This is a genomic window from Leifsonia sp. NPDC080035, from assembly GCF_040050925.1.
Taxonomy (GTDB): Bacteria; Actinomycetota; Actinomycetes; order Actinomycetales; family Microbacteriaceae; genus Leifsonia.
The window spans coordinates 1,051,082-1,077,550 of record NZ_CP157390.1 but is presented as its reverse complement, the minus strand read 5'-3'; the positions used below and the strand labels follow the sequence as shown (position 1 = coordinate 1,077,550).

General features: G+C 72.2%; 24 protein-coding genes and 1 pseudogene. 14 read left to right on the top strand and 11 right to left on the bottom strand.

What is annotated here, in order from left to right; genetic code table 11:
* Positions 1-67 precede the first annotated feature (67 nt).
* On the top strand, positions 68-811 hold the full coding sequence (locus tag AAME72_RS05180; RefSeq protein WP_348789173.1) for a hypothetical protein: 744 nt from the start codon (positions 68-70) through the stop codon (positions 809-811).
* An 87-nt stretch (positions 812-898) separates the two neighbouring features.
* Here the strand turns inward: AAME72_RS05180 and purL are convergent, their stop codons facing one another.
* Positions 899-3,217, bottom strand: coding sequence for a phosphoribosylformylglycinamidine synthase subunit PurL (purL, locus tag AAME72_RS05175; RefSeq protein WP_348789172.1), 2,319 nt, complete (start codon positions 3,215-3,217; stop codon positions 899-901).
* A gap of 105 nt (positions 3,218-3,322) precedes the next feature.
* On the opposite strand from purL, the gene AAME72_RS05170 reads away from it, so the two are divergent.
* Positions 3,323-3,700 (top strand): TfoX/Sxy family protein, encoded by a 378-nt coding sequence (locus AAME72_RS05170; protein WP_348789171.1) that lies wholly within the window; start codon positions 3,323-3,325, stop codon positions 3,698-3,700.
* A gap of 256 nt (positions 3,701-3,956) precedes the next feature.
* Entirely contained in the window at positions 3,957-6,743 is a 2,787-nt protein-coding gene (locus AAME72_RS05165; RefSeq protein ID WP_348789170.1) for an Ig-like domain repeat protein, read from the top strand.
* A 96-nt stretch (positions 6,744-6,839) separates the two neighbouring features.
* Here AAME72_RS05165 and AAME72_RS05160 read toward each other — a convergent pair whose 3' ends face one another.
* Positions 6,840-7,298 carry a DUF3817 domain-containing protein gene (locus tag AAME72_RS05160; protein ID WP_348789169.1) on the bottom strand — a complete coding sequence of 153 codons (459 nt, stop codon included), beginning with the start codon at positions 7,296-7,298 and terminating at the stop codon, positions 6,840-6,842.
* Positions 7,299-7,365: 67 nt separating this feature from the next.
* Positions 7,366-9,228, bottom strand: a complete 1,863-nt coding sequence (gene ilvD, locus AAME72_RS05155; RefSeq protein WP_348789168.1) for a dihydroxy-acid dehydratase — start codon at positions 9,226-9,228, stop codon at positions 7,366-7,368.
* 76 nt (positions 9,229-9,304) lie between these two features.
* Between ilvD and AAME72_RS05150 the strand changes: the two genes are divergently transcribed.
* Positions 9,305-10,099 (top strand): helix-turn-helix transcriptional regulator, encoded by a 795-nt coding sequence (locus tag AAME72_RS05150; RefSeq protein WP_348789167.1) that lies wholly within the window; start codon positions 9,305-9,307, stop codon positions 10,097-10,099.
* Between the two features lie 68 nt (positions 10,100-10,167).
* Here the strand turns inward: AAME72_RS05150 and ykgO are convergent, their stop codons facing one another.
* The 8 genes from ykgO to AAME72_RS05110 form a co-directional block, all read right to left on the bottom strand.
* A complete protein-coding gene (ykgO, locus tag AAME72_RS05145) occupies positions 10,168-10,290 on the bottom strand; it encodes a type B 50S ribosomal protein L36 (RefSeq protein WP_348789166.1) in 123 nt (40 codons plus the stop codon).
* Between the two features lie 68 nt (positions 10,291-10,358).
* A complete protein-coding gene (locus AAME72_RS05140) occupies positions 10,359-11,210 on the bottom strand; it encodes a trypsin-like serine protease (RefSeq protein ID WP_348789165.1) in 852 nt (283 codons plus the stop codon).
* Between the two features lie 177 nt (positions 11,211-11,387).
* Positions 11,388-12,086, bottom strand: a complete 699-nt coding sequence (gene purQ / locus AAME72_RS05135) for a phosphoribosylformylglycinamidine synthase subunit PurQ (RefSeq protein WP_348789164.1) — start codon at positions 12,084-12,086, stop codon at positions 11,388-11,390.
* A complete protein-coding gene (gene purS, locus AAME72_RS05130; protein WP_348789163.1) occupies positions 12,086-12,343 on the bottom strand; it encodes a phosphoribosylformylglycinamidine synthase subunit PurS in 258 nt (85 codons plus the stop codon). Before purS ends, purQ begins: the two co-directional genes overlap by 1 nt.
* A gap of 14 nt (positions 12,344-12,357) precedes the next feature.
* Positions 12,358-13,230, bottom strand: coding sequence for a PaaX family transcriptional regulator C-terminal domain-containing protein (locus tag AAME72_RS05125; RefSeq protein ID WP_348789162.1), 873 nt, complete (start codon positions 13,228-13,230; stop codon positions 12,358-12,360).
* Positions 13,223-14,494: an aminotransferase class V-fold PLP-dependent enzyme gene (locus AAME72_RS05120; RefSeq protein ID WP_348789161.1), complete on the bottom strand. Its 1,272-nt coding sequence runs from the start codon at positions 14,492-14,494 to the stop codon at positions 13,223-13,225. The genes AAME72_RS05125 and AAME72_RS05120 overlap by 8 nt, the downstream gene beginning before the upstream one ends.
* A complete protein-coding gene (gene kynA / locus AAME72_RS05115; protein ID WP_348789160.1) occupies positions 14,491-15,351 on the bottom strand; it encodes a tryptophan 2,3-dioxygenase in 861 nt (286 codons plus the stop codon). The genes AAME72_RS05120 and kynA overlap by 4 nt, the downstream gene beginning before the upstream one ends.
* Positions 15,352-15,494: 143 nt before the next feature.
* Positions 15,495-16,580 (bottom strand): amidohydrolase family protein, encoded by a 1,086-nt coding sequence (locus tag AAME72_RS05110; protein ID WP_348789159.1) that lies wholly within the window; start codon positions 16,578-16,580, stop codon positions 15,495-15,497.
* Positions 16,581-16,756: 176 nt separating this feature from the next.
* Here AAME72_RS05110 and AAME72_RS05105 point away from each other — a divergent pair, with 176 nt between their 5' ends.
* From AAME72_RS05105 to AAME72_RS05060, 10 genes and pseudogenes are all read left to right on the top strand, one after another.
* A complete protein-coding gene (locus AAME72_RS05105; protein ID WP_348789158.1) occupies positions 16,757-17,686 on the top strand; it encodes a phosphate/phosphite/phosphonate ABC transporter substrate-binding protein in 930 nt (309 codons plus the stop codon).
* 155 nt (positions 17,687-17,841) lie between these two features.
* A complete protein-coding gene (gene phnC / locus AAME72_RS05100) occupies positions 17,842-18,708 on the top strand; it encodes a phosphonate ABC transporter ATP-binding protein (protein ID WP_348789157.1) in 867 nt (288 codons plus the stop codon).
* On the top strand, positions 18,708-20,297 hold the full coding sequence (phnE, locus tag AAME72_RS05095; RefSeq protein WP_348789156.1) for a phosphonate ABC transporter, permease protein PhnE: 1,590 nt from the start codon (positions 18,708-18,710) through the stop codon (positions 20,295-20,297). Before phnC ends, phnE begins: the two co-directional genes overlap by 1 nt.
* A gap of 20 nt (positions 20,298-20,317) precedes the next feature.
* Entirely contained in the window at positions 20,318-21,475 is a 1,158-nt protein-coding gene (locus AAME72_RS05090; RefSeq protein ID WP_348789155.1) for a TIGR03364 family FAD-dependent oxidoreductase, read from the top strand.
* A gap of 63 nt (positions 21,476-21,538) precedes the next feature.
* Positions 21,539-22,300, top strand: a pseudogene (locus AAME72_RS05085) (phosphonatase-like hydrolase); the annotation flags it as partial.
* 149 nt (positions 22,301-22,449) lie between these two features.
* Complete coding sequence (locus AAME72_RS05080; RefSeq protein WP_348789154.1) at positions 22,450-23,613, top strand: alcohol dehydrogenase catalytic domain-containing protein; 1,164 nt, start codon at positions 22,450-22,452, stop codon at positions 23,611-23,613.
* A 13-nt stretch (positions 23,614-23,626) separates the two neighbouring features.
* Positions 23,627-24,040, top strand: coding sequence for a hypothetical protein (locus tag AAME72_RS05075; RefSeq protein WP_348789153.1), 414 nt, complete (start codon positions 23,627-23,629; stop codon positions 24,038-24,040).
* A 57-nt stretch (positions 24,041-24,097) separates the two neighbouring features.
* Complete coding sequence (locus AAME72_RS05070; protein ID WP_348789152.1) at positions 24,098-24,766, top strand: TIGR00645 family protein; 669 nt, start codon at positions 24,098-24,100, stop codon at positions 24,764-24,766.
* A 40-nt stretch (positions 24,767-24,806) separates the two neighbouring features.
* Positions 24,807-25,418, top strand: a complete 612-nt coding sequence (locus AAME72_RS05065) for a uracil-DNA glycosylase (RefSeq protein WP_348789151.1) — start codon at positions 24,807-24,809, stop codon at positions 25,416-25,418.
* Complete coding sequence (locus tag AAME72_RS05060; protein ID WP_348789150.1) at positions 25,415-26,452, top strand: nitronate monooxygenase; 1,038 nt, start codon at positions 25,415-25,417, stop codon at positions 26,450-26,452. Before AAME72_RS05065 ends, AAME72_RS05060 begins: the two co-directional genes overlap by 4 nt.
* The last annotated feature ends 17 nt before the right edge of the window (positions 26,453-26,469 follow it).

Genomic DNA, 26,469 nt, shown 5'->3' with positions numbered 1-26,469 from the left:
GGCGATTTTCTACGTATTCGACGGGCAGCGCGCCGCGGGTGAGGAGCGTGCATGCTTGGATGTGAGAATGAAGAATATCTCACTCCTCCGAGCTGCGATCGCCCTCGCCATGGTCGGCGTTCTCGCCGGGTGCTCCGGCGGCGGTAGCGCGTCGCACTCAAAGATGGGACCGACGTCGAGCGCTTCGGCCGCGACCTACACCGCGACGGATGTCGAGGCGATCATCGCCCACGTCAACACGGAGCTCTCCCTCGATGGCACGGTGCTCGATACCACCGAAATGAAGGCAGCGACGGACACCGCCGTAGGGCTCTCCGCGCTGACGAAGTCGCTGCCGAGCGGCGCGACGATCGAACCGGCGGCCTGCAACAGCCTGGAGAAGCTGGGAACGAGCAACTCGCAGTCGAAGCTGGACACGACCGCGATGCTGCAGTTCGGCACGCAGTGGCTCACCGTCGGCACGGTGGCGGGTAGACAACTTCCCTCCGACCTCACCAAGGGGATGCCCGCCGCCGTGAAGAAGCTTCTGAAGGACTGCTCCTCGATCACGATGACCTCTGGCAGCGTCTCGATGGACATGAAGCTGTCGCAGATCGACGTGACCACCACCGCCGACAATGCCTGGGGCCTGACGATGAGTTTCGGCACCGCGGGGATGCAGTCTACGATGACGGTCGTGACGGCGGTGAGCGGCAACCTGTCGATCACGGCCATGACGGCCGATTCGAACATCCCAGGAGCGTCGACCACGAATGCGCCGACGGTCGCGCCTGCGGAGCTGATCGACGCCGCGATCGCCGCAGCGAAGTAGCGCTCGCAGCGCCAACCGCCGAGTACGGAGAATCTCCGCGTACTCGGCGGTTTTTGCGCGACTTTCTGCGTACTCGACGGTTGGCCGTCAGGCGACGGTAGGCCCGAAGTGCTCGGGGAGGGTGGAGCGGTGCACGCCGCGCAGCTCCTCGACGCCGATCGTGAACAGGTCCTGAACCTCGAGAACCGGCTGCGCGCCGACCTCGGCGTCGGTGACGCCGATGCGCAGCAGCGGGACGCCGCGACCCTCGCACAGGCCGCGGAACTTCACGTCGTCCTCGCGCGGGACGGACACGATAACGCGGGCCGTCGACTCCGAGAACAGCGCGGTCGCCGCATCCACGCCGTCGCGCTCCTGCAGCTCGCCGAGCCACACGCGCGCGCCGACGCCGAAGCGCATCACGCTCTCGGCGAGGGCCTGGGCGAGGCCGCCGTCCGCGAGGTCGTGGGCGGAGGAGATGAGGCCCTGCTGGGATGCCGCGTGCAGCGTCTCGGCGAGCGTCCGCTCCGCGGCGAGGTCGACCGCGGGCGGGCGGCCGCCGAGGTGACCGTGCACGGTGCCGGCCCAGGCGGAGCCGTCCAGCTCCTCGCGGGTGACGCCGAGCAGGTAGATGTTCTCGCCCTCGTCCTGCCAGCCGGCCGGGATGCGGCGGGCCACGTCGTCGATCACGCCGAGCACGCCGACGACCGGGGTCGGGAAGATCGGGGTGTCGCCGGTCTGGTTGTAGAACGACACGTTGCCGCCGGTGACCGGGATCTCCAGCTCCAGGCAGGCGTCGGACAGTCCCTCGACGGCCTGCGAGAACTGCCACATCACCTCGGGGTTCTCCGGGCTGCCGAAGTTGAGGCAGTCGGTGACCGCGGCCGGAACCGCGCCGGAGGCGGCGACATTGCGGTAGGCCTCGGCGAGGGCGAGCTTCGCGCCCTGCTTCGGGTCGAGCTGGCAGTAGCGGCCGTTGGCGTCGGTCGCGATCGCGAAGCCGAGCCCGCTCTCCTCGTCGACGCGGATCATGCCGGAGTCGTCCGGGAACGCGAGCGCCGTGTTGCCGCCGACGAAGTAGTCGTACTGGTCGGTGATCCAGCTCTTGTCCGCAAGGTTGGCGCTGCCGAGCAGGGCGAGCGTCTGCTCGCGCAGCTCGTCGCCGGAGGCGGGACGCGGGAGCACGGAGGCGCTGTCCGCCTGCAGGGCGTCGATCCAGGTCGGGTAGGCGACGGGACGCTCGTAGACCGGGCCGTCGACGGCGACCGTGCGCGGGTCGACGTTCACGATCTCCTCGCCGCGCCAGTTGATGACGAGGCGGCCGGTGTCGGTGACCTCGCCGAGCACGCTGGTCTCGACGTCCCACTTCGCGGTCACCGCGAGGAACTGGTCGAGCAGCTCGGGCTTGACGACCGCCATCATGCGCTCCTGGCTCTCCGACATGAGGATCTCCTCCGCCGTGAGACTCGGATCGCGCAGCAGCACGCTGTCCAGCTCGATGAACATGCCGCCGTCGCCGTTGGAGGCGAGCTCGCTGGTCGCGCACGAGATGCCGGCCGCGCCCAGGTCCTGGATGCCCTCCACGAGCTTGTCGCGGTACAGCTCGAGGCAGCACTCGATGAGCACCTTCTCGGCGAACGGGTCGCCGACCTGGACGGCGGGACGCTTGGTGGGGCCGCCGGCCGAGAAGGTGTCGGAGGCGAGGATGCTGGCGCCGCCGATGCCGTCACCGCCGGTGCGGGCGCCGAACAGCACGACCTTGTTGCCGACGCCGGACGCGTTCGCCAGGTGCAGGTCCTCGTGGCGCAGGACCCCGACCGACAGCGCGTTGACGAGCGGGTTGCCCTGGTACACCGGGTCGAAGTAGGTCTCGCCGCCGATGTTGGGGAGGCCCAGGCAGTTGCCGTAGAAGGAGATGCCGGAGACGACGCCGTGGACGACGCGGGCGGTGTCCGCCTGGTCGATGGCGCCGAAGCGCAGCTGGTCCATGACGGCGACCGGGCGGGCGCCCATGGAGATGATGTCGCGGACGATGCCGCCGACGCCGGTCGCGGCGCCCTGGAACGGCTCGATGTAGGAGGGGTGGTTGTGCGACTCCACCTTGAAGGTGACCGCCCAGCCCTCGCCGACGTCCACAACGCCCGCGTTCTCGCCCATCCCGACCATGAGGTTCTTCTTCATGGCCGGCGTGACCTTCTGGCCGAACTGGCGCAGGTAGATCTTCGACGACTTGTAGGAGCAGTGCTCCGACCACATCACCGAGTACATCGCCAGCTCGCCGCTGGTGGGGCGGCGGCCGAGGATCTCGCGGATGCGCGCGTACTCGTCCTCCTTGAGCCCGAGGGCGCCGAACGGCTGCTCCTTCTCGGGCGTCGCGGCGGCGTTCGCGACGGTGTCGACGACGTGCTGGGTGGTGGTGTCGGTCACGCGGGCACTCCAGGCTGAGCGGGGCTGGCGGGGATGGGGTCCAGTCTACCGGCCGCACGAGACACCGGTTCTCCCTGCGAGTAGTCTCGCCGCGAGGAGGCGGCCATGCAGATCCCCCGTCCGTCGCAGGAGACCCAGGAGCTGTTCCGCGCGCTGGTGCCGGAGGCTCCGGGCGTCCAGGTCAAGCCGATGTTCGCGAACCTCGGCGCGTTCGTGAACGGCAACATGTTCGCCGGCCTGTTCGGGGACGCGATCGGCGTCCGGCTGCCGGACGAGACGGTGCGGGAGCGGCTGCTCGCGGAGGACGGCGCGGGACCGTACGGCCCGGCCGAGCGTCCGATGGGCGGGTACGTCTCGCTGCCGGAGGCGTGGAAGGACGACCCGGACCGGCTGCGCGAGTGGATCGGCGTCGCGCTGGAGCAGGTTGGCAGGATGCCGGCCAAGGAGAAGAAGACGAGGAAGAGCGCGCCGGGCGGTCGCTGACGCGGTCGTGGAATCGTTCCCCCAATTCGAGGGATGACGGGCGATTTCCATGTCACGTGGCCTGATCTGTTCACTACGCTGAACGGGTCCCCGCTCATCACCGGCATCGCCGGAGACGCTGGACGCACCCGACCCGAATCGCACCGACCCGACCCGACCCGACCCGAATTCCGGCGCGCCCGCGCCGCCCACCCGAACCGAGGCATCCTTGCGCCCGAAACCAGAAGACCGACCCGTATTCTCCGTGCTCTCCTCGTTGGCCCGCTCCGTCCTCTCAGCTTCGGCCGTCGTCGGCGTCGCCGCGCTGGTGCTGACCGGCGGAACGGCATCGTTCGCCGACACCGCGCCCGCCGCGCAGACGACCTTCGTCAACGAGGGCTTCACCGGCACGACCGCGGGAAGCGGCTACACCCTCCCGAAGGCCGCGAGCGGCAGCAACGTCGCCTGCCTGACCGGGCGCACGGGCGGCACGACCGCGACCGACAGCATCCCGGGATGCGGTGGCACCGCTGACGCCGACGGCAACGGCGCCCTGCGCCTCACCTCGGCGAGCAACAACCAGACCGGCGGCATCGGCGCGAAGCAGTCCGTGCCGATCACCAAGGGCATCGACGCGGTCTTCGACAGCTACCAGTACAACGGCAAGGCCGACGGGTCGGGCGACACTGCCGACGGCATCGTCTTCTACCTGGCCGCCACCGACCCGTACAACCCGGCGGTGCCGACCCAGATCGGCCAGCTCGGCGGCTCCCTCGGCTACAGCGGCACCAAGTCGGGCTCCGGCCTCGCCCACGCCTACCTCGGTCTTGGGCTCGACCGCTACGGCAACTTCGTGCACCCCGACTTCGAGGGCACGGGATGCGACACCTCCGTCGCTCGCCCGCGCTACCCCAACAGTGTGACCGTCCGCGGCCCGGGCAACGACAAGACCGGATACTGCGTGGTGAAGTCCACTGCCGGAAAGGTCCTGACCGGCTCACTCAGCACGGTCGGCGCGACCAACCGCTCACAGGCCAAGGTCCCGGTCGAGATCGTCATCAACCCCACCGCCTCGGCGATCTCCGCGCAGCGCGCGACGAGCGTGTCGGTCGACCCCGGCTCGTTCGCGGTCATCTTCACCCCGATCAACGGCAGCCAGCAGGTGCTCACCGGTGCCCTCCCGAAGCTCGCGCTGAAGGACAACGCGGCGGCCGTGCCGGCGTCCTGGATCGACCCCGCCACCGGGTTCCCGTACAAGCTCACCTACGGTTGGGTGGCGGGCACCGGCGGCGCGTCCGACATCCACGAGGTCAACTACCTCGAGGCGAAGACCGCGGCGGGCCCCGTGCCCGTGCTCTCGGTCGCCACGGGCGGCGACGACACCGTCCCGCACGCCGGAGGCGGCAGCTACACGATCACGCCGACCGTGAGCGCCGCGGGCGGCACCGAGTCCCAGCTCGTCCGCACCACCACCACGTTCCCCGAAGGCGTGCAGCCGGTGCTGCCGTCCGCTCCGGCCGCCGGGTGGAGCTGCACCATCGTCGGCCAGGTGGAGACCTGCGACTACGCGGTGGACGCGTCCGCACCCGTCCAGCCGGGCACCGTCCTGCCGACGCTCGCGCTGCCGTACACCGTCTCCGGCTCACCGCGCACGGCGACGATCTCGTCGGTGGTCGCGTCGACCGACGCCGAGGCGGTCTCCGTCTCCCGCGCGGTGACGATCCGGCAGCAGCAGGTGCGGACCACGCCCGCCGATGTGACCGCCGAGCACGGAGCGACGGCCACGCTCACCGCGACCGTCGCCTCCACCTCGACGGCGCCCTCCGCGCCGACCGGGACCGTGACGTTCACCGACCAGTCCTCCGGCGACGTGCTCTGCACGGCCCCGGTCGTGGCCGGCGTCGCCGCCTGCGAGACGGTCGCCGGCGCCATCAGTGCGCACACCGTCCTCGTCGGATACTCCGGTGACGCCGACCACGCCGCCGTCGGGGGAGCGGACCGTGCGTCGCTGACGCTCACCGTCACGCCGATCGCGGTCCCCGTCGCGCTCGCCATCGCCCCGGCGGAGGTGCCCTACGGCACCGCTGCGACGCTGTCGGCCGGCGGGATCCCGGCGGACGCCACCGGCACGCTGATCTTCTCGGCCGGCGGGAAGACGCTGTGCGAGACGACGCTCCCGACGACCAGCTGCGCCACGGCCGCGACGCTGGCCGCCGGCGGCTACGAGGTGACCGTCGCCTACTCGGGCGACAGCATCCACCGTGCCGCCACCTCCGCGTCCGCGACGCTGACGGTGCGCAAGGTCGCCCCGATCATCGACAACGGCAACGGCGGCCCTGGCACTCCGGGCGGTGGCACGCCCGGCGGCGACCCCGACACCGTGACCGTCGTCCACGGCGAGACCACGAAGCTGAAGGTCGGCGGTCTCCCGACGGACGCGACCGGCACCATCTCGTTCGTGACCGACGACGGCACCGTTCTCTGCACCGCCACCCTGCCGGAGACGACGTGCGACCTGCCGGACGACCTGCCCGGCGGGACGTACACCGTGCACTCGCGCTACAGCGGCGACGACAATTACGAGCCGGTGAGCGGCGACCCGTTCACCGTGGTGATCGCCCCGCAGCCGACGACACTGGTGGCGGACCAGACCAGCACCGGCCGCACGGTCACCCTCCGGGTGAGCGGCCTGCCTGCGGCGGCGACCGGGACGGTCACCTTCCGCGACGCCGCGGGCCACGTGCTGTGCACGGTGACCCTGCCCGACACATCGTGCGACACGGATGCGCTCCCCGCGGGCAAGAACGTGGTGACGGCCGAGTACAGCGGTGACGCGTCGTTCGCGGCGTCGTCCTCGCAGCTGACGGTGACCGTCGCGGCGGCTCCGTCGACGCCGGTCCCGTCCCCGGAACCGCAGAAGACGCCCCGTGCTGCGCTCGCGTCCACCGGGTCCAGCGTCGCGATCGGCGCGGGCGCACTGCTCGCGGCCGGGCTGCTGGCCGCCGGTCTGACGCTCCAGCTGCGCCGCCGCCGCGAGACCGCGACGACGGGCGAGGACGCGTAGCGTTCCGACAGCGAACGACGAAGGGCCGTCCCCGGCGGGGGCGGCCCTCCGTGCATTCGTCGCGGTTCCTCCCGGCTCTTCTCCGCCGGTCGGCGCTCAGGACAGCCGGGGCGGGCCGATCAGCAGCAGGCCGGCCATGATGACGACGGCGAGCACGGCAAGCGAGCCGACGAGCACGGGCACGTGGCGGAGCATCCAGCGGAACAGGCGGCCGAACGGCGTGTGGTCGCGCGGGTCGTCGGTGGCGGTGGTGCGCCACGGCCCGTCGAGGCGGCCGCTGCGGTCGGCCCAGACATCGAACGGGATGGTCGCGTACGGGACGATCGCGGTCGCGACGGCCAGGACGACCACCGGCAGCCGCCAGCGCTGGTTCACGCCGACGAGCGCCGCGGTGATCGCGTAGCCGATGAAGACGAAGCCGTGCACCGACCCGGCGACCAGCACGGGCCAGTCGCCGACGCCGGCGGCGTACTTCAGCAGCATCCCGCCGATCAGCAGAGTCCAGGTGATCGCCTCGGCGACGGCGAGGATGCGGTAGAGCAGGCGCGGTGACATGCTCTCCAGCCTCGCGCCCCCTCGCCCCGCTCACATCACCCGAAAGTTGGAACCCCGGCGGCGGGCGCTAGGCGCGGGCGGGGACGCGGTCGAGCTGGTCGACGTCGCGGGCGGCGCCCTTGTCGGCGGAGAGGGCGAGAGCGGCGTAGGCGCGGAGCGCCGCAGAGACCGGGCGGTCGCGGTCCGCCGGGCGGTAGCCGCGGCCCGACTCCAAGGCCTCGCGGCGGGCGTCGAGGACCGCATCCGGCACGTCCAGCCGGAGCGCGCGGGTGTGCACGTCGATGCTGATCGTGTCGCCGTCCTCCACGAGGGCGATCAGGCCACCGGCCGCCGCCTCCGGGGAGACGTGCCCGATCGAGAGGCCGGAGGTGCCTCCGGAGAACCGGCCGTCGGTGATCAGGGCGCACTTGGCTCCGAGGCCGCGGCCCTTCAGGAACGAAGTCGGGTACAGCATCTCCTGCATGCCGGGGCCGCCGCGCGGTCCCTCGTAGCGGATCACGACGACGTCGCCCTCTTTCACCCGCTTGCCGAGGATCGCCTCGACCGCCGCCTCCTGCGATTCGACGACCACCGCGGGCCCGGAGAACGTGAGGATGCTCTCGTCCACGCCCGCCGTCTTCACGACCGCGCCGTCGGGGGCGAGGTTGCCGCGCAGGATGGCGAGGCCGCCGTCCTTGGAGTACGCGTGGGCGACGTCCCGGATGACACCGGTCTCCGCATCCCGGTCGAGCTCGTGCCAGCGCTCGGACTGCGAGAACGCCGAGGAGGAGCGCACGCCTCCGGGCGCCGCGTGGAACAGCTCGATCGCCTCCGGCGTCGCCGAGCCGCCGCGGATGTCCCAGTCGGCGAGCCAGGAGGCGAGGTCGGGCGCGTGGACGCTGTGGACGCCGCGGTCGAGCAGGCCGGCGCGGTCCAGCTCGCCGAGCAGCGCGGGGACGCCGCCGGCGCGGTGGACGTCCTCGACCAGTGCGGCCCCGTTCGGGGCCACCTTCGACAGGCACGGGACGCGGCGGGAGAGCGCGTCGATGTCGGTCAGGTCGTAGTCGATGCCGCCCTCGCGCGCCGCGGCGAGCAGGTGCAGGATCGTGTTCGTCGAACCGCCCATCGCGATGTCGAGCGCCATCGCGTTGCCGAACGCGGCGCTGGTGGCGATGGAGCGCGGCAGCACGGACGCGTCGTCCTGGTCGTAGTAGCGGTGCGCGAGCTCGACGGCGGTCGCCCCCGCCTTCTCGTACAGCGCCTTGCGGGCCGTGTGGGTGGCCAGCGTGGACCCGTTGCCGGGGAGCCCGAGCCCGAGCGCCTCGACCAGGAAGTTCATCGAGTTGGCGGTGAACATCCCCGAGCACGAGCCGCAGGTCGGGCAGGCGTTCTCCTCGATGCGCAGCAGGTCGGTGTCGGAGACACTGTCGTTCGCGGAGTCGGCGATGGCGGAGATGAGGTCGAGCTTGCGAACGGTGCCGTCGACGAGGGTCGTGCGGCCGCCCTCCATCGGACCGCCGGAGACGAAGACGGTCGGGATGTTCAGGCGGAGAGCGGCGAGCAGCATCCCCGGCGTGATCTTGTCGCAGTTGGAGACGCAGACCAGCACGTCGGCGCAGTGCGCGTTCACCATGTACTCGACCGAGTCCGCGATGAGCTCGCGCGAGGGCAGCGAGTAGAGCATCCCGCCGTGTCCCATCGCGATGCCGTCATCGACCGCGATCGTGTTGAACTCGCGCGGGATGCCGCCCGCCTCCTTGACGGCGGCGGAGACGATGCGGCCGACCGGCTGCAGGTGGGTGTGGCCGGGAACGAACTCGGTGAAGCTGTTCGCGACGGCGACGATCGGCTTGCCGAAGTCCTCGCGGGCGACGCCGGCGGCGCGCAGCAGTGCGCGGGCGCCGGCCATGTTGCGGCCGTGGGTGACAGTGCGGGAGCGGAGCGGGGGCATGATCCCATGCTGTTGCCGCGCGCGCCGGAGCGGAAGGCGGCGCTGATACTAGTACTGAGAGCACTAGTATCGTGCCGTGACCGATGCCGACGACCGCCGCCGCGAGCTCGGCCGGTTCCTGCGCGCGCGCCGTGAGCAGGCGCCGCGCGCGGAGTACGGTCTGCCGCCGGTCGGCCGCACCAGGGACACGGGGCTGCGGCGCGAGGAGGTCGCGTACCTCTCCGGTGTGAGCGTCACCTGGTACACCTGGCTCGAACAGGGCCGGCCGATCAACCCGTCCCGGTCGGTGCTGGACGCGGTGGCCAGGACGCTGCGGCTCTCGCCTCCCGAGCACGAGTACCTGCTCTCGCTCGCCGGATTCGGGCTGGCGCCCCTCGCCCCCGCCGTGGCCGTTGAGGATGCGCCGCCGCACCTGCAGCGCCTCCTCGACGCCCTCGCCCCGAACCCGGCGTTCGCGCTGGCTCCGGACTGGGGCATCGTCGGCTGGAACCGCGGCTACGCGGACCTTTATCCGCGCGTCGCGGTCGTGCCGCGCGACGACCGCAACCTGCTCTGGCTGGTCTACACGGACCCTGCGGTGCGCGAACTGCTCCCGGATTGGGAGGAGACGAGCGGGCGATTCCTCGCGGAGTTCCGCGCGGAGACCGGGCCGCGGGCCGGGGATGCGTCGGTGCGGGCACTCGTGGAGCGGCTCCGCGCCGCGAGCCCGGAGTTCCGCGCGGCCTGGGATCGCTACGGCATCGGGGGCTTCGAGTCCCGCGAGCGCCGCTTCCACCATCCCCGGGACGGCGACGTGCGCCTGGAGCACCACCAGCTGACGCCGAGCGACCGCCCGGACCTCCGCGTGGTGGTGTACACCGCGCTCGCCTGAGCGGTGCGGTGCCCGGGCGCAGCAACGGCTCGCCCCTCGATGCAGGAGCGAGCCGTTGCGAGCGATGCTCAGCCCTGACGGGCCTTCATCCGCGGGTTCTTCGGGTTGATGACGAACGTGCGGCCGCGCCGGCGGACCACCTGAGCGCCGGGCATGGCCTTCAGCGATCTCACCGAGTTGCGTACCTTCATGACGGACCTCCCTTATTGAAACTCATTCTCAACAACACGGGCGGGCCGACATTTATTCACTCGCCGGTCTAGACCCCGAAGGTCGCCAGCCACGCATCGACGACCGGGATGTCGAGGCGCTGATACCCGCCGATGTACCGGCAGTTCGCGGTGAGGCCGTAGCTCGTCACGGCGACGAGCCGGCCGTCCAGGAACACCGGTCCGCCCGAGTCGCCGAAGCACGTCCCGCCGGTCCCTCGCGTGTCGTTCGGGTTGCCGTTCGTCTGCAGGATCTGCGGTGTCAGCTTCTGCCCGGGCATCTCCACGTAGCGGCGCAGGAGCGGGTACGTCATCGGCTGCGGCTTCTGCGGGCCGGAGTCCGGCTTGCGGACTTCGGTGCCGTAGCCGACCGCGGTGAACAGCGTCTTCGACAGGTTGCTGGTCTTGATCCCGTCGAGCGTGCCGACCGGCGCGATCTGCGGGTAGCCGGATCCGAACGACGCGACGGGATGGTCGAGCACGATGACCCCGACGTCGTTCCAGTTCGCTGTGTCGGTGAAGTCGGAGTAGCCCGGGTGCGTGTGGGCGGTCCCCGAGAGGTAGCCGGCGGCCGTGATCTCGGCGGAGGTGTATCCCGCGCTCGGATCCGCGGCGACCGGGAACGGCGTCGGCGGCTGTTCGGCGATCACGGAGTCGAAGGTGACGAGCGTCTTGCCGAGCGTGCCCGACGTGCAGTGCGCGGCGGTCACGACGATCGTCGGCGACACCAGCGTCGCCGAGCACCGGAACCGTCCGTCGGCGTCGTAGAACAGGATCAGGCCGACGTCGGGATGGGTGTTCCCGTCGGCGGTCCCTCCCGTGCTGGCGACGGCCGGGGCGGCGGTGAGCAGCCCGGCGAATGCGGCCAGCGCGATGGCGGTGGCCAGGATTCTCTTTCGCATGGATCCCCCTTTGGATCTCGTAGCGGCTTTCGATGCTCCGAGTCTGGCCAGCTCCCGGCTCGCGGCCAAGACTGCACAAACGCGGCAGAGCGGTGGTATGCGGCTCCGGCCGGCCGTGACGGGGCGCGAAAACGCCCCCATTCCCGTGGAGTGGGGGCGTTGACGTGCTCCGCGCCGCTACGCGGCGACGAGGGTGGAGCTGATGACGCTGGTGAAGAAGGTGAGGCCGTCGATGCCGGAGCGCATCGCGACCGCGGTGTCGGGGCCGAAGCCCGCCTCGACCGCGTGCTCGGGGTGCGGCATCAGGCCGACGACGTTGCCGCGCTCGTTGCGCACGCCGGCGATGTCGTTCAGCGAGCCGTTCGGGTTCACGTCCTTGTAGCGGAAGGCGACGAGGCCCTCGCCCTCCAGCCGCTTGAGCTCCTCGGCGGAGGCGATGAAGCCGCCCTCGCCGTTCTTCAGGGGGATGACGATCTCCTGGCCCTGCTCGAAGCCGTTCGTCCACGGGGTGTCCGTGTTCTCGACGACGAGGTGCTGGTCACGGCGGATGAAGTTGCCGTGGTCGTTGCGGATCAGGCCGCCGGCCACGAGGTGCGCCTCGGCGAGCATCTGGAAGCCGTTGCAGATGCCGAGCACGGGCATCCCCTTGGCCGCCGCATCCACGACCTCGGTCATGATCGGTGAGAGGCTCGCGATGGCGCCGCAGCGCAGGTAGTCGCCGTAGCTGAAGCCGCCCGGCAGCACCAGCGCGTCCACGCCCTGCAGGTCGTGCTCGCCGTGCCAGAGCGCCACCGGCTCGGCGCCCGCGATGCGGACCGCGCGCAGCGCATCCCGGTCGTCCAGCGAGCCGGGGAAGGTGATGACGCCGATGCGCATCACTCGGCTCCGTCCGGGTAGTGGATGCCGACGACGTCCTCGATGACCGAGTTCGACAGGATCTCGGACGCGATCTCCTCGACCGCCGCCCTGGTGGCGTCGTCGATGGGGCCGTCCACGGTCAGCTCGAACCGCTTGCCGACGCGGACGCCGGAGAACCGGCCCTTGCCGGTGCGCGCGAGCGCTCCCGCTACGGCCTTCCCCTGGGGGTCGAGCAGCTCCGCCTTGGGCATGACTTCAACAACGATCGTCGACAAAGGGTGATCTCCGCTCATTCGCGCATGGGGGACGGTACCGATTCTACCGTGGGGCCGGGCACACGGCCGCCGTCGCCGGCCGAGCCCGCGGCCCAGGCGACCGCGCGCTCCTGCAGTGCCTCGCGCAGCCGCGCGAAGAGGGCGGCGGAGGCGGCGCCCGGCCAGTCGTCCGGCAGTCCGGCCGCGGGGAGCCCGGGGTCCAGGTAGGGCAGGACGCGCCACTCGTCGAGGACCCGCACCCAGAGCGCGAACGCCTCCCTGCCGTCCGCCGTGGCGGCCTCCCCCGCGCGGCCGAAGCGATCGAGGAACGCCTCGTGCACGGCGCGGATCGCGGGCAGGTCGTACCAGCGTGCGACGCCGTGCCGGAGGTCGCCGGCGGGGCGGGCGCCGGTGAACAGGTCCGCGCCGAACGCGGCGGCGACCTCCGCCAGCTCGGGTTCGAGCGCCGCCGGACCGATCCACAGGCCGTCGGCGACGGTGCCGCAGCCCAGCGCGGCGAGCCTCGTGCGCAACTGGTGCCGCCGCGAGCGCTGGTGCTCGGGGAACGAGAAGGAGACGAGGCACCACTCGTCCGAGGGGGACCGGGCGCCGAAGATGCGGCGATCGCCGCGCTCCAGCATGGGCAGCGCGGCCGGGTCGAGCGCGTACCCGGCGACCCCGCCCCGCGGCTCCCTGCGCAGCACCCCGCGGGCGCAGAGCCGGGCGAGACTCGAGCGCGCGGTCGGGGCGGGGACGTCGAGGGCCGCCATCAGCTCCACCGCGCCGGCCGCGCTCATCCAGCCGCCGATCGGGCGGAGCACCGCGCCGACGACGGTGCGCAGCAACGCGGTCGCCGAGCCGCTTCGGGCCTCGAGATCCTCCCGGCCGGCGGGCGTCGCCTCAGTCATGCGTGAGCTCGCCGAGCACGTCGCGCACCGCGGCCATGCCCACCCGGACCTCCTCGAAGCTCGTGCTGAACGGCGACAGGCCGACGCGCAGTCCGCCCGGGTCGCGGTAGTCAGGGATGACGTCCCGCTCCCACAGCCTCGCCGTCACCTCGCGCATGGCCGGGTGGTTCAGCGTCACGTGCCCGCCGCGGCGCTCGGGGTCGCGCGGGCTGGCGAGGGAGACGCCGAGCGGGGCCAGCCACTCGTCGGCGAGGGCGACGGCGAACTCGGTGAGCCGCACCGACTTCTCACGCACGGCGGCGATCCCGGCCTCCTCGATCATGGCGATCGTGTCCTGCATCGCGAGCATCCCGACCACGGGCGGCGTTCCGGAGAGGAAGCGCCGCACGCCGTCGGCCGGCTCGTACTCCGGACCCATCAGGAACACGTCGCGCACGCCCATCCAGCCCTGGATGGGCTGGGCGAGCCGGTTCGCGAGCCGGGCGTTCACGTAGCCGAAGGCGGGGGAGCCCGGACCGCCGTTCAGGTACTTGTAGGTGCAGCCGGCGGCGAGGTCCACATCCCACGCGTCCAGCTCCACGGGCACGGACCCGGCCGAGTGGCAGAGGTCCCAGAGCACGAGCGCTCCGGCGTCGTGCGCGATGCGCGTGATGGCGGCGGCGTCGGCGAGGTAGCCGGAGCGGTAGGCGACGTGGCTGAGCACGACGAGGGCCGTGCGCGGGCCGACGGCCGCCGCCACCTGCTCGGGTGTGACGCCCGCCTCGGAGTCCGCCTCGATCCAGACCAGGCGGAGGCCGCGCTCGCGCGCGATGCCGTCGAGCAGGTAGCGGTCGGTGGGGAAGTTGTCGGTGTCGAGGACGATCTCGCTGCGCTCGGGGAGGGAGTCGACGGCCGCCCGCGCGAGCTTGTAGAGGACGACGGTGGTGGAGTCGGCGATGAAGGTCTGGCCTGGCGCGGCGCCGAGGGCCGCGCGGCCGAGGGCGTCACCGATCGTGAACGGCAGGTCCATCCACTCCTCGTCCCAGCCGCGGATCAGGCGGCCGCCCCATGCCTCGACCAGGAACCGCTGGATGCGCTCGACGCTCGCGAGCGTCGGGCGGCCGAGGGAGTTGCCGTCGAAGTAGGCGGCGACGGACGGGGTGGGCGAGTCGACGCCGACGAAGCGGGCGCGGTAGGCGGCCAGCGGGTCGGAGGCGTCGAGGCGGCGAGCGGTCTCCTCGGCGTCGAGGGGTGCGGTGTCGGACGCTGCGTTCTCGTCGGTCATTCCTTGGCTCCGATCTCGGTGCGGACGGCGTACAGCTCGGGGAAGAAGGTGAGCTCGAGCGCCTTCTGCAGGAAGGAGACACCGGTCGACCCGCCGGTGCCGGTCTTCATCCCGATGGTGCGCTGGACGGTCTTGAGGTGGCGGAACCGCCACAGCTGGAAGTTGTCCTCCAGGTCGACGAGCTCCTCGCAGGCCTCGTACTCGCTCCAGTGCTCGGCCGCGTTCTCGTAGATGGCCCGGAACACGGGCACGAGCTCGGGGGTGAACACGTGCGCCTCGGTGACGTCGCGATCGAGCAGCGCGCGCGGCACGGGATGGCCGGCCCTGGCGAGGTAGCGGAGGAACTCGTCGTAGACGCTCGGCGCCTCCAGCAGCTCCTTCAGCAGCGCGTGGGCGGCCGGATCGTCGCGGAACACCGAGAGCATCCGCCGGTTCTTGTTGCCGAGCACGAACTCGACCGCGCGGTACTGGTACGACTGGAAGCCCGAGGAGTTGCCGAGGAAGCCGCGGAACTCCGCGTACTCGGTCGGGGTGAGCGTCGCCAGCACGGACCACTGCTCGGTGAGGGTCTTCTGGATGTGCTTGACCCTGGCGATGCGCTTGAGCGCCTGTTGCAGCTCGTCGGCGCGCAGCAGGTCGCGCGCGGACTCCAGCTCGTGCAGCACCAGCTTCAGCCAGAGCTCGGTGGTCTGGTGCTGGATGATGAACAGCAGCTCGTCGTGGTGCTCGGGGACGCTCACCGGCTTCTGCGCGCTGAGCAGCGTCCCGAGGTCGAGGTAGGACCCGTACGACATCCGCTCGCGGAAGTCGGTGACGATGTCGGGGTCGAACTCGCGGGTGTTGTCGTCGACGGCCATGCTGCAATTCTCCGCCGACCGTCACGGAACTGCAACGCCCGCCGTCGCCCGGCCGGCGAGTACGAAGATTCTCTGCGTACTCGACGGTTTCGGGGCGATTATCTGCGTACTCGGCGGCTGGGGTGTGGATGAGTGGCGGCGGGTCAGAGGGTGCGGACGAAGCGGGCGCGCGCGGTGGCCAGCCAGGAGGGGAGCACGGCGTCGTCGGCCGGCGGGGCGGTCGGGAGCCAGGCGCAGCGGGGCCCGATCACCTCGGTGCGCTCGCCGCCGGCGACGTTGCGCACGAGGGCTGCGCCGGCCTGATTGGTGCCGCCCGCGATGCTGCGCACGAGGGCTGCGCCGGTCAGGCCCGCGTCGTGGAGCAGCTGCAGCTCGCGCGCATCCACTCCGGCCGGAAGGTCGCCGTTGCCCTGGTCGGTGCCGTAGAGGATGGTGCCGCCGGCGGCGAGGAACCGTCGCGCGTTGTCGAACGCGAACCGGTGCGCGGCGGTGGTCCGGTCGCCCCAGCCGTTGATGTCGAGCGTCGAGACCCAGGTCATCCCGGCCGCCACGGCATCGGCGATCACGCCGTCCGGGACCCGCTCGGCGTACGGGGTGTGCGCGAGCTGATCGACTCCCGCGGCCAGCGCGCGGGCGGCCTGGCCGGATCCCTGCGCGTGGCAGGCGACGGGGACGCCCGCCGCATGCGCCTCCTCGACGATGGCCCGCAGCGTCCCGTCATCGAGGGTCGGACCGGCGTCGGTGTTCAGGGTGATCTTGATGCGGGATGCGCTGAGCGCCAGCTGCGCGCGGACCGCCGCCCGTCCGCCGCTCGCGTCGTGCACCTCCACCGCTGCACCCGCCGGCGCCCAGCCGGAGCGCGCGGGGTAGCCGCCCGGCGCGGTGATGAGGCCGCCCGCGATGGCGACCTCCGGTCCGGCGTCGCGGTGAGCCGCGGGCCAAGCCGCCGCGACCGACGGGACCCAGCCGAGGTCGATCACGCGGGTGAGGCCGCCCGCGAACAGGGCGGCCGCATCCACCAGCCCGAGGTGGACGTGGTGGTCGGTCAGCGAGGGGATGAGCGTGCCGCCGAGGTGGCGCGCGGGCACGCCGGGCGCGCCGTCGGCCGGCGGGGGCACGACGCGCAGACGGTCCCCGTCGCGTTCCAGCAGAGTCGTCCCGTCGAAGCCGTCGCCGTTCCAGAGGGCGTCGACGAGCAGCAGCTCCTGCCGTTCACCCGCATCGGTCACGCACCGAGTCTGCCCGCCGGTGCGCCCGAGCGCCACCGAGCGCCAACCGTTCACGGCCCGGACACCGGTGGTTGCCCGTCCCGTCGCCTGGCGCCCCTAGCGTTCCCGACGGAACACAGCCGCCGCCGGGGCCCTACCGGTGCGCGCACACCTCACCAGGAAGGTCCCGGACTCCCATGAAACTGTCCATCACCAAGACGCTCGCGGTCGGCGCCGCCCTCGTCCTCTCGCTCGGTCTCGCCGCGTGCAGCGGCACAGCGGGCGCCTCGTCCACGGACGGTGCGACGGACGCGGGGACGTTCGCCAAGGACTCGAGCACGCTCGTCTTCGGCGTCGTGCCGGACACGGTGAACACGCAGTCCAACTACCAGCCGATCGCCGACTACATCGCGAAGATCACCGGCAAGAAGGTCGAGTACCGCGAGTCGAGCGACTACACCGCGCTCATCCAGGCCGCCATCGCCGGCCAGATCGATGTCGCCAGCTTCTCCGGCTTCACCTACGTGACCGCCACCAACGGCGGCGCCAAGATCACGCCGTTCGCCTCCATCATCACCAAGGAGGGCCAGAAGCCCGGCTACTACTCCGAGGCCGTCGTCCCGGCGAACTCGTCGATCAGCTCCCTCGAGGACTTCAAGGGCAAGAAGGTCTGCTTCGTCGACCCGAGCTCGACGTCGGGCTACCTGTTCCCGACCTACAACCTGATCAAGGCCGGCATCGACCCGCAGAAGGACATCACGCCGGTGTTCGCCGGCAAGCACGACGCGTCCGCGCTCAAGGTGTCGCAGGGCGCCGAATGCCAGGCCGGCTTCGCCGAGGACTCCGCGGTGGACGCGCAGCCGGGCCTCAAGGTCGTCGCCAAGACGATGGTCCCCGGCGCGCCGATGGTGTTCTCCAACACCCTCCCGGACGAGATCAAGAAGGACCTCTCGGACAAGCTGTCGAGCGTGACGATCGACGACATCCAGAAGGCGGGCATCAAGAACGCCGACTCGGACGGCTTCAAGGCGACGTTCTACGCGTTCAGCCCGGTCGACGACAAGTACTACGACCAGATCCGCGACATCTGCAAGGTCACCAAGGCCGCGCAGTGCGAGGCCAAGTAGCCCCGATACCCTCAGGAACGCCCGTCCTCGCACTCGGGGGCGGGCGTTTCCGCATCCCCGGGGACAGGGTGGGAGCGCGCGGGTGTCGCCTCGCGTTCACCGGGGCGTAACCCGGGCGTCGCGGCCGCGTCGTCCCGGGCTCCTAGCGTGAGCGCATGGCTGGAAACGCGCGCGCCGTCGAGGTGTCCGGGGTGACGAAGCGGTTCGGGGAGACGACCGCGCTGGACGACGTGACGCTGTCCGTCGACCGGGGGGAGATCGTGGTCCTCCTCGGGCTCTCCGGCTCCGGCAAGTCCACCCTGCTGCGGCACCTCGACGGGCTCGAGCTGCCCTCGCAGGGCGACGTGCGCGTGCTCGGCCAGTCCGTCCCCGGGCTGAAGGGCCGGGGACTGCGCGCCCTCCGTTCGCGCGTCGGCTTCATCTTCCAGCAGTTCGAGCTGGTCGGGCCGCTGACCGTGCTCGAGAACGTGCTGACCGGGTCCCTCGCCACGCTGCGCGGTCCGCGGCTCGGCGTCTTCAGCTACCCGGCATCGCTGCGCCGCCGGGCGCTCGCGCACCTGGAGCGCGTCGGCCTCGCCGACAAGGCCTACCAGCGCGCTGACACGCTCTCCGGCGGGCAGCAGCAGCGGGTCGCCATCGCCCGCGCCCTCATGCAGGAGCCGGAGGTGCTGCTCGCCGACGAGCCCGTCGCCTCCCTCGACCCGGAGTCCAGCGAGACCGTGATGTCGCTGATCCGCGAGATCGCGCTCGACGACGGCCTCACCGTCGTCTGCAGCCTGCACCAGGTGGACCTCGCGCTCGGCTGGGGCGACCGCATCGTCGGCCTCCGGCACGGCAGCGTCGTGCTCGACACCCCGACCGCGGGCCTGGACAAGGCGCAGGTCATGGAGATCTACGGCCGGGTGGCCGTGACCACCCAGGAGCTCTCGGCGATCGAGACCGAGCTGGGCACCGGCGCGGACGCGGCGGAGGAGCGCGAGCTCGCGCAGGCCGTGCTCTCCGAGCAGAGCACCACCCGCTGATGGTCACGGTCCCCCTCCAGGCGCGGGCCGCTGTCCGGCGTCCGCGTCCCTCCGCCTCGCGCACCGCCGCGGTGATCGTGCTGGTCGCGCTGCTGGCGACCGGCATCGCCGCCTTCCCGATCCTCGGGGTGAGCTTCGAGACGGTGGCGCGCTCGCTGCCGCACGCCGAGGCGTTCCTGGAGCGGGTGGTCCCGCTGCGGTTCCCGCCGCCGGAGGTGCTCTGGCCGGCCATCGGGCAGACACTCGGGATGGTCGTGCTCGGCACCCTGCTCGCCGCCCTGCTCTCCGTCCCCGTCGCCTACATCGCCGCGGCGAACACCACACCGCACCGCAGCCTGCAGTGGATCGGCCGGTTCCTCACCGTCGCCACCCGCTCGCTGCCGGACGTTGTGCTCGCGATGGTCTTCGCCGTGCTGTTCAGCCTCGGCACGCTCCCCGGCATCCTGGCCATCGGCATCCACTCGATCGGGATGATCTCCAAGCTCTTCGCCGACGCCATCGAGCAGATCGACGAGGGGCCGCGGCTGGCGATCCGAGCGGCGGGCGGGAGCCGCGCCCAGGAGTTCTTCTCGGGGGTGCTGCCGCAGGTGGCGCCGAGCTGGGTGGCGACCGTGCTGCACCGCAACGACATCAACCTGCGCGGGTCGATCATCCTCGGATACGTCGGGGTGGCCGGCCTCGGCTACGAGATGTGGAAGGCGCTCGCGACGCTCGACTACCGCACCGCGATGGCGCTCGCCGTCGTGATGTTCGCGCTCTGCGTCGTGATGGAGGTCGTCTCCTCCGTCATCCGGCGCGGGATGCTCGGCGGCGGTAAGCCGCGCACGCTCGGCCGGCGCCGGGTCCGCAACACGGTGACCGTCGTCGTGCTCGCCGTGGTCGTCGTCGGCGCGTTCTGGGTGGCGCAGATCCACTGGGGCGATTTCCTCACCTTCTGGCGCAACCTCCCGCTGATCCGGTTCTGGCCCCCGACGTTCGAGCCGTACACGGTCGAGCAGATCGCGATCGCGATGCGCGACACGGTCTTGATCGCGCTCGCCGCCACCGTGGTCAGCCTGCTGCTCTCGCTGGTGCTCGGCTCGTTCGCGGCCCGCAATGTCGCACCGGGCCCCGTGACCCGCGGCACGTTCCGCACACTGCTGGTCGCGATCCGCGGCGTTCCGGAGCTGGTGCTCGCGATCGTGCTCATCATCATCACCGGGCTCGGCCCGACGGCCGCCGTGTTCGCGCTCGCGTTCGGCGGCGTCGGCCTGCTCGGCAAGCTGTTCGCCGACTCCATCGAGGAGGTGCCGTCCGGTCCGCAGCGCGCGCTCACCGCGGTCGGCGCCCGGCGGCTGCAGGTGTACTCGGCGGCCACCGTGCCGCCGAGCGTGCCCGCGTTCGTCGGCCACAGCTTCTACCTGTTCGACTCGAACATCCGCGCGGCGACCGTGCTCGGTGTCGTCGGCAGCGGCGGGATCGGCTTCTACCTGAACAACGCGGCGCGCGTCTCGGCGTGGAACGAGGTGTTCGCGTTCGTTCTCGTGATTATGGCGACGGTCTTCGTGGTCGAAGGCCTCGCGGTGTGGATGCGGAAGGCGCTGCGCTGAGGCGCGGACAGGAGGCAGGGATGGGCAGGCACTACGACCTCGCGATCGTCGGCGGGGGCATCGTCGGGCTCGGGCACGCCGTCGCGGCGCTGCGCCGCGGCCTCACCGTCGCGGTCGTCGACCGCGCGTCCGGCGTGAACGGCGCCTCCATCCGCAACTTCGGGCACCTGTGCGTGACCGGCCAGGAGGGCGAGGCCCGCGCCTACGCCGAGCTGGCGCGCGAGCTGTGGCTGACGCTCGCGCGGGAGGCCGGGTTCTGGCTGCGCGAGACCGGCACGGTCGTCGTGGCCCAGGCGCCGGACGAGCTGGCGGTGCTGGAGGAGTTCCGCGACCGGCGCGGCGGCCACGACGTGCGGATGCTGACGACGGCCGAGGTGCGCGAGCGCATCCCGGTCGCCGACGGCGTCGCGCTGGGCGGCGCGCTGCTGCCCGCCGACCTGCAGGTGGACCCGCGCGAGGCGGCCGCGGCCATCGCCCGCTGGCTGGACGCGCACGGCGTCGACTTCTACTGGCAGACCACCGTGACCGGCGTCGAGACCGGCAAGGTGCACACCTCGCGCGGGCGCCTCTCCGCCGATGCGGTCGTCGTCGCGGTGAACCACGACGTGGACCAGCTGTTCCCCGGCATCGCGGAGGCGCACGGCATCCAGCGCTGCGGGCTGGACATGATGCTCGTCGACGCGGAACTGGAGCGACCGCTGTCGTCCCCGGTGCTCACCGGCTGGTCGCTCACCCGCTACGCCGGGTTCGCGCACACGCCGAGCGCGGGCGCACTGCGCGCCCGGCTCTCCGAGGAGCAGCCGGAGCTCGCCGAGCTCGACGTGAACCAGATGTACACGCAGCGGCCGGACGGCACGCTGATCGTCGGCGACACGCACTACCGCGGCGACGACGTCACGCCGTTCCAGTCGGAGCGTGCGTTCGAGCTGCTGCTCGAGCGCACCGCCGCGCTGTTCGGCGCGGAACGGCTGCGCGTCCGGCAGCGCTGGCAGGGCGTCTACGCCTCCGCGCCGGACGAGTTCCTCGTGGCCTCGCCCGCGCCGTCTGTGCGGGTCGTCTCCGTGACGACCGGCATCGGCATGACGACGGGGCTCGGCCTCGCCGACCGCGTCGTGGACGAGCTGTTCTCGGCCGCCCCCGGCGTCCTGACCACCGCGGGGAACGCCCGCGCCCGCTGACCGACGGCCCGGGACCCGCATCCCGTGCCGCAGCATCCACCGCACCGACAGAAAGGCACCACGATGACCCCCGACGGTCTGATCACGAGCGAGTTCGACGACACGGCGATCCTCGAGGAGCAGGAGCCGGGCGACGCCGAGCTCGCCGACCTCGAGCTGGTCGTGCTCGACATGGCGGGAACCACTGTCGTGGACGACGGGCTCGTCGAGCGCGCGTTCGAGCGCGCCGCCGAGGTGGCCGGCATCGGGGAGACGCCGGACGAGCTGGTGCGCGCGCTCGACTACGTTCGCGAGACGATGGGCCAGTCCAAGATCACCGTCTTCCGCGCGCTCACCGGCGACGAGGATCAGGCGCAGCACGCGAACGCCGTCTTCGAGTCGGCGTACGCGGAACTCGCGGCCGAGGAGGGGCTGCGCGCGGTGCCCGGCGCCGAGCGGCTGATCCGCCGGCTGCGCGAGGACGGCGTGAAGGTGGTGCTGACGACCGGCTTCTCGCGCACGACGCAGGACGCCGTCCTGGACGCCCTCGGCTGGCGGGACCTCGCCGATCTCACGTTGAGCCCCGCCGAGGCCGGGCGCGGCCGCCCGTTCCCTGACCTGCCGCTGACGGCACTGCTGCGCACCGGCGCGACCAGCGTTGACGGGATGGTCGTCGTCGGCGACACGGCCAGCGACGTCGCCTCGGGTCTCGCGGCCGGTGCCGGGCTCGTCGTCGGCGTGCTCACGGGCGCTCACGACGAGGAGACGCTGACGGACGCCGGCGCCGACGCGGTGATCGAGAGCGTCGCCGAGCTCGCCGCGCTGCTGGGCCTGGACGATCTCGAAGAGGACGACGACCTCGACGACGAGCTGGACGAACTGGACGAGCTGCACGGCGAGACCGCCGACGACGCGGACGATGCCGAGGGCGACGATGCCGCCGACGACGCGGACGATGCCGCCGACAGCGACGAGCCGGAGGGGCAGAGCGGCCGGTGACGATCAAGGCGGTGACCCCGCGCGTCGTCGAGCCGCCGGCGAGCCTGGGCATGGGGGTGAGCGTCTACCCGTCGGCGACCGCGATGGTGTGGCAGGGCGAGGGGCACCCGCACGAGGCGGTGGCGGTGCCCGGTGTGCGGCTCGCACCGGGGGACGCGCTGGTCGCGATCGAGCTCGCGACCGTGTGCGGCTCCGATGTGCACACCGTGCTCGGTCACCGCCCGGCGCCGACGCCGCTGGTACTCGGCCACGAGCAGGTCGGCAGGGTCATCGCGCTCGGCCGCGGCGGCGCGAAGACGACCGACGGCCATCGCGTCTCGATCGGCGAGCGCGTCGTCTGGTCCGTCGCCGTGCCGTGCGGGCGCTGCGCCCGCTGCCGTCGCGGCCTCCCGCAGAAGTGCCTGAACCTGCAGAAGTACGGCCACGAGCGGATGCGGCGCGGCTGGGAGCTGTCCGGCGGGTTCGCGACGCACACGCACATCCTGGACGGCACGCCGATGGTGGCGGTCCCCGACGACCTGCCCGCCGAGATCCTGGCCCCCGCATCCTGCTCCACCGCGACCGTCGCTGCCGCGCTCGAGGCCGCCTCCGCGATCGTGCCGCTCGACGGCGCGCTCGTGCTGATCGCCGGGGCCGGGATGCTCGGACTCACCGCCGCCGCGATGGCGACGGAGGCGGGCGCGCGCGTCGTGGTCAGCGATCCCGTCCCGGAGCGTCGCCAGGCCGCGCGCGCGTTCGGCGCGCTCGCCGTCGCCGACCCGCGCGCCGCGGCCGATTCGCGCACCGGACTCGCCACGGCCCTCAACAAGGCGGGCGGCCGCGCGTCCTCCCCGACCATCGCGCTGGAGCTGAGCGGCGCCGCCTCGGCGGTCCGCTCGCTGCTGGGGGCGGTCGACGTCGGCGGCGTGCTCGTGCTGGTCGGGTCGGTGTCGCCGGGGCCGGAGCTCTCGGTCATGCCGGAGCAGCTGGTCCGCCGCCTGCTGACGATCCGCGGAGTGCACAACTACGCGCCGCGGCACCTGGAGCAGGCCGTCCGCTTCCTCGCAGAGGCCGGTGCGAACTACCCGTTCGCGGAGCAGGTCGGCGCGGTCTTCCCGCTGGCCGAGGTGGATGCGGCACTCGCCTGCACGAGCCACCCCCGGGTCGCGGTGCAGCCGTAGTACGTTCGGGACCGTGAGCTCCCGTCGCAGCGTCGCCGTCGCCGCCGCGACCGCGGTGTGTCTCGCCGCCGCATCCCTGTCGGGCTGCTCGGTGGCCGGGAGGTGTGCCGCGGCGGTCTCCGCCGACACGCGGCTCGTCGTCGACGCCTCCGGCTGGCTGGATGCCCATCCCTCTGGCACGGTGACGGCGTGCGCGCTCGAGGTCTGCCGCTCGGTCGAACCGGGCACGGCGACCCTTCGCGTGCCGACGCCTCCGGGCACGCCCGCGCCGTCGCTGACGGTGCGCCTGGAGGCGAAGGACGTGTCGGGCGCGGTGACGGAGCGCAGCAAGGACTTCGCGGTCGCGCAGACCGGCTGCGGGCAGGCGTACGTGACGGTGCGGTTCCCCGCTGACGGCGAGCTGACGTCGGGTCCCGCCGTTTCCTGAGCGTTCTCACATGTTCGCGCTCTTATCCTGAGAGCCCGAAAAAACGTGAGGACGCCCGTGATCGAGACCCCCGCCGCCCCGACCACCCACGCCGGCCCCGCCGGACCCGACGACCCCGCCGGGCCGCGCGAGCCGCGCGGCGACGCGCCCCGGCGGCGTCCGCAGAGCCCGGCCAGCCGCACCATCGGCTCACTCATCTTCTTCAGCCGCTGGCTGCAGGCGCCCCTCTACCTCGGCCTGATCGTCGCCCAGGTCGTCTACGTCTGGGTGTTCATGGTCGAGCTCTGGCATCTGGCGGAGGAGGTGCTGGTCAAGGGCCACATCAGCGAGGCCGACGTGATGCTCTCGGTGCTCGGCCTCATCGACGTGGTCATGATCGCCAACCTGCTCATCATGGTCATCATCGGCGGGTACGAGACGTTCGTCTCGCGCGTCAACGTGGACGGGCATCCCGACCAGCCGGAGTGGCTCTCGCACGTCAACGCGAACGTGCTGAAGGTGAAGCTGGCGATGGCGATCATCGGCATCTCGTCCATCCACCTGCTGAAGACGTTCATCGCGGTCGGCGACATCGGCATTGCCGGCGGCGGCGTCCTCGGCAGCGAGAAGTACACGTCGGAGGGCGTGTTCTGGCAGGTCGTGATCCACTGCGTGTTCATCCTGTCGGCGGTGGCGCTCGCGGCGATCGACCGGATGTCGAAGTCCAAGGCGGTCGCGGCCCACTGACCTCGCGGCGGTCCGTGGCGGTCCGTGGCACTGTAGAGGCATGGCCGCCGATCCGCTGGAACGCTTCTTCCGGATGCTCCGCGAGCTGCCCGTCCCGCTCGACGCCGAGGCGCTTTACGGCGACGACGAGGAGGGCCGCCGCCGCGAGCGCAACCTGCGGCGCTACTTCGCGCTGCCGCACGCGTCGGTGCTGCTGCTGGGCGAGGCGCCGGGCTGGCGGGGGATGACCATCACCGGCGTGCCGTTCGTCTCGCCCCGGGAGGCGGAGGCGGGCGTCGTGCCCGGCCTCGAGCTGCCCGCGGAGCCGCAGGCGCCGTGGGAGGCGTCGAGCAGGGTGGTGTGGGCGACCCTCCGCGACTGGCGCGGGCCCATCCCGCTGTCCTGGCCGGTGTACCCGCTGCATCCGTTCGTGGCGGGGGACCCGCGCAGCAACCGGACGCCGCGGCCTGCGGAGGTGCGGGCGGGGGCGCCGGTCGCACTGGAGCTGATCCGCGCGCTCGGCATCGAGACCGTGGTGGCGGTGGGCCGCAAGGCCCAGGGTGCGATCGCGGCCGCCGGGCTGGAGGCGCCCGCCATCCGGCATCCCGCTCAGGGCGGCGCGGCACTGTTCGCCGAGCAGCTCCTCGAACTGAACGCGGCGCTCGCCTCGTGAGCGCGCTCACCGACCGGCTCGGGATGCGCATCCCCCTCGTCGCCGCCCCGATGGCGGGCGGGGGCACGACGCCGGCGCTCGCCGCCGCCGCAGCAGCCGCGGGGGCGTACCCGTTCCTCGCGGGCGGCTACCTGGCGCCGGACGCGCTCGCCGAGCGCATCGCGGAACTGCGGCGGACGACCGACCGGTTCGGCGTGAACCTGTTCGCGCCGAACCCGGTCCCCGTCGATCCGCGACGCTACGCCGCGTACGCCGACCGCATCCGCCCCGACGCCGACCGGCTCGGCGCGACGCTGCCTCCCGCGCCCGTCGAGGACGACGATGCCTGGGCGGCCAAGCTGGACGTGCTGCTGGCCGAGCGGCCGGAGGTCGCGAGCTTCACGTTCGGCATCCCGCCGGCCGGGGCGCTCGCCGCGCTGCGCCGCGCGGGGGTGACGCTGCTGCAGACGGTGACGTCCGCGGACGAGGCGCGCGCCGCGGTCGACGCGGGTGTCGACGGGCTGGTCGTGCAGGCGTCCGCGGCGGGCGGCCACTGGGGGACGCTCACTCCTGGGCGGCCTCCGGAGCAGCTCGCCCTCCCCGAGCTGGTGCGGGCGGTCCGGGATGCGGTGTCCCGGGGTGCGGCGGACCTGCCGATCGTCGCGGCCGGCGGAGTCGGCGGGCCCAGCGATGTGCGAGCGGCCCTGGAGGCTGGCGCCTCCGCCGTCGCTGTCGGCACCCTGCTGCTGCGCAGCGACGAGAGCGGCGCCTCGGCCACGCACCGGGCCGCGCTCGCCGATCCCCGCTTCACGCGCACGGCGCTGACGCGGGCCTTCACCGGGCGTCCGGCGCGCGGGCTGGTGAACGCCTTCCTCAGCGCGAACGAGGATGCGCCGCTCGGCTACCCGGCGCTGCACCACCTCACGTCCGGGATGCGCAAGGCGGCCGCCGCGGCGGGCGACGCCGACCGCGTCCACCTCTGGGCCGGAACCGGCTGGCAGTCCGCCGCCTCCCTCCCCGCTGCCACCATCCTCACCACCCTCGCCGCCTTCTAACCGCCGAGTACGGAGAA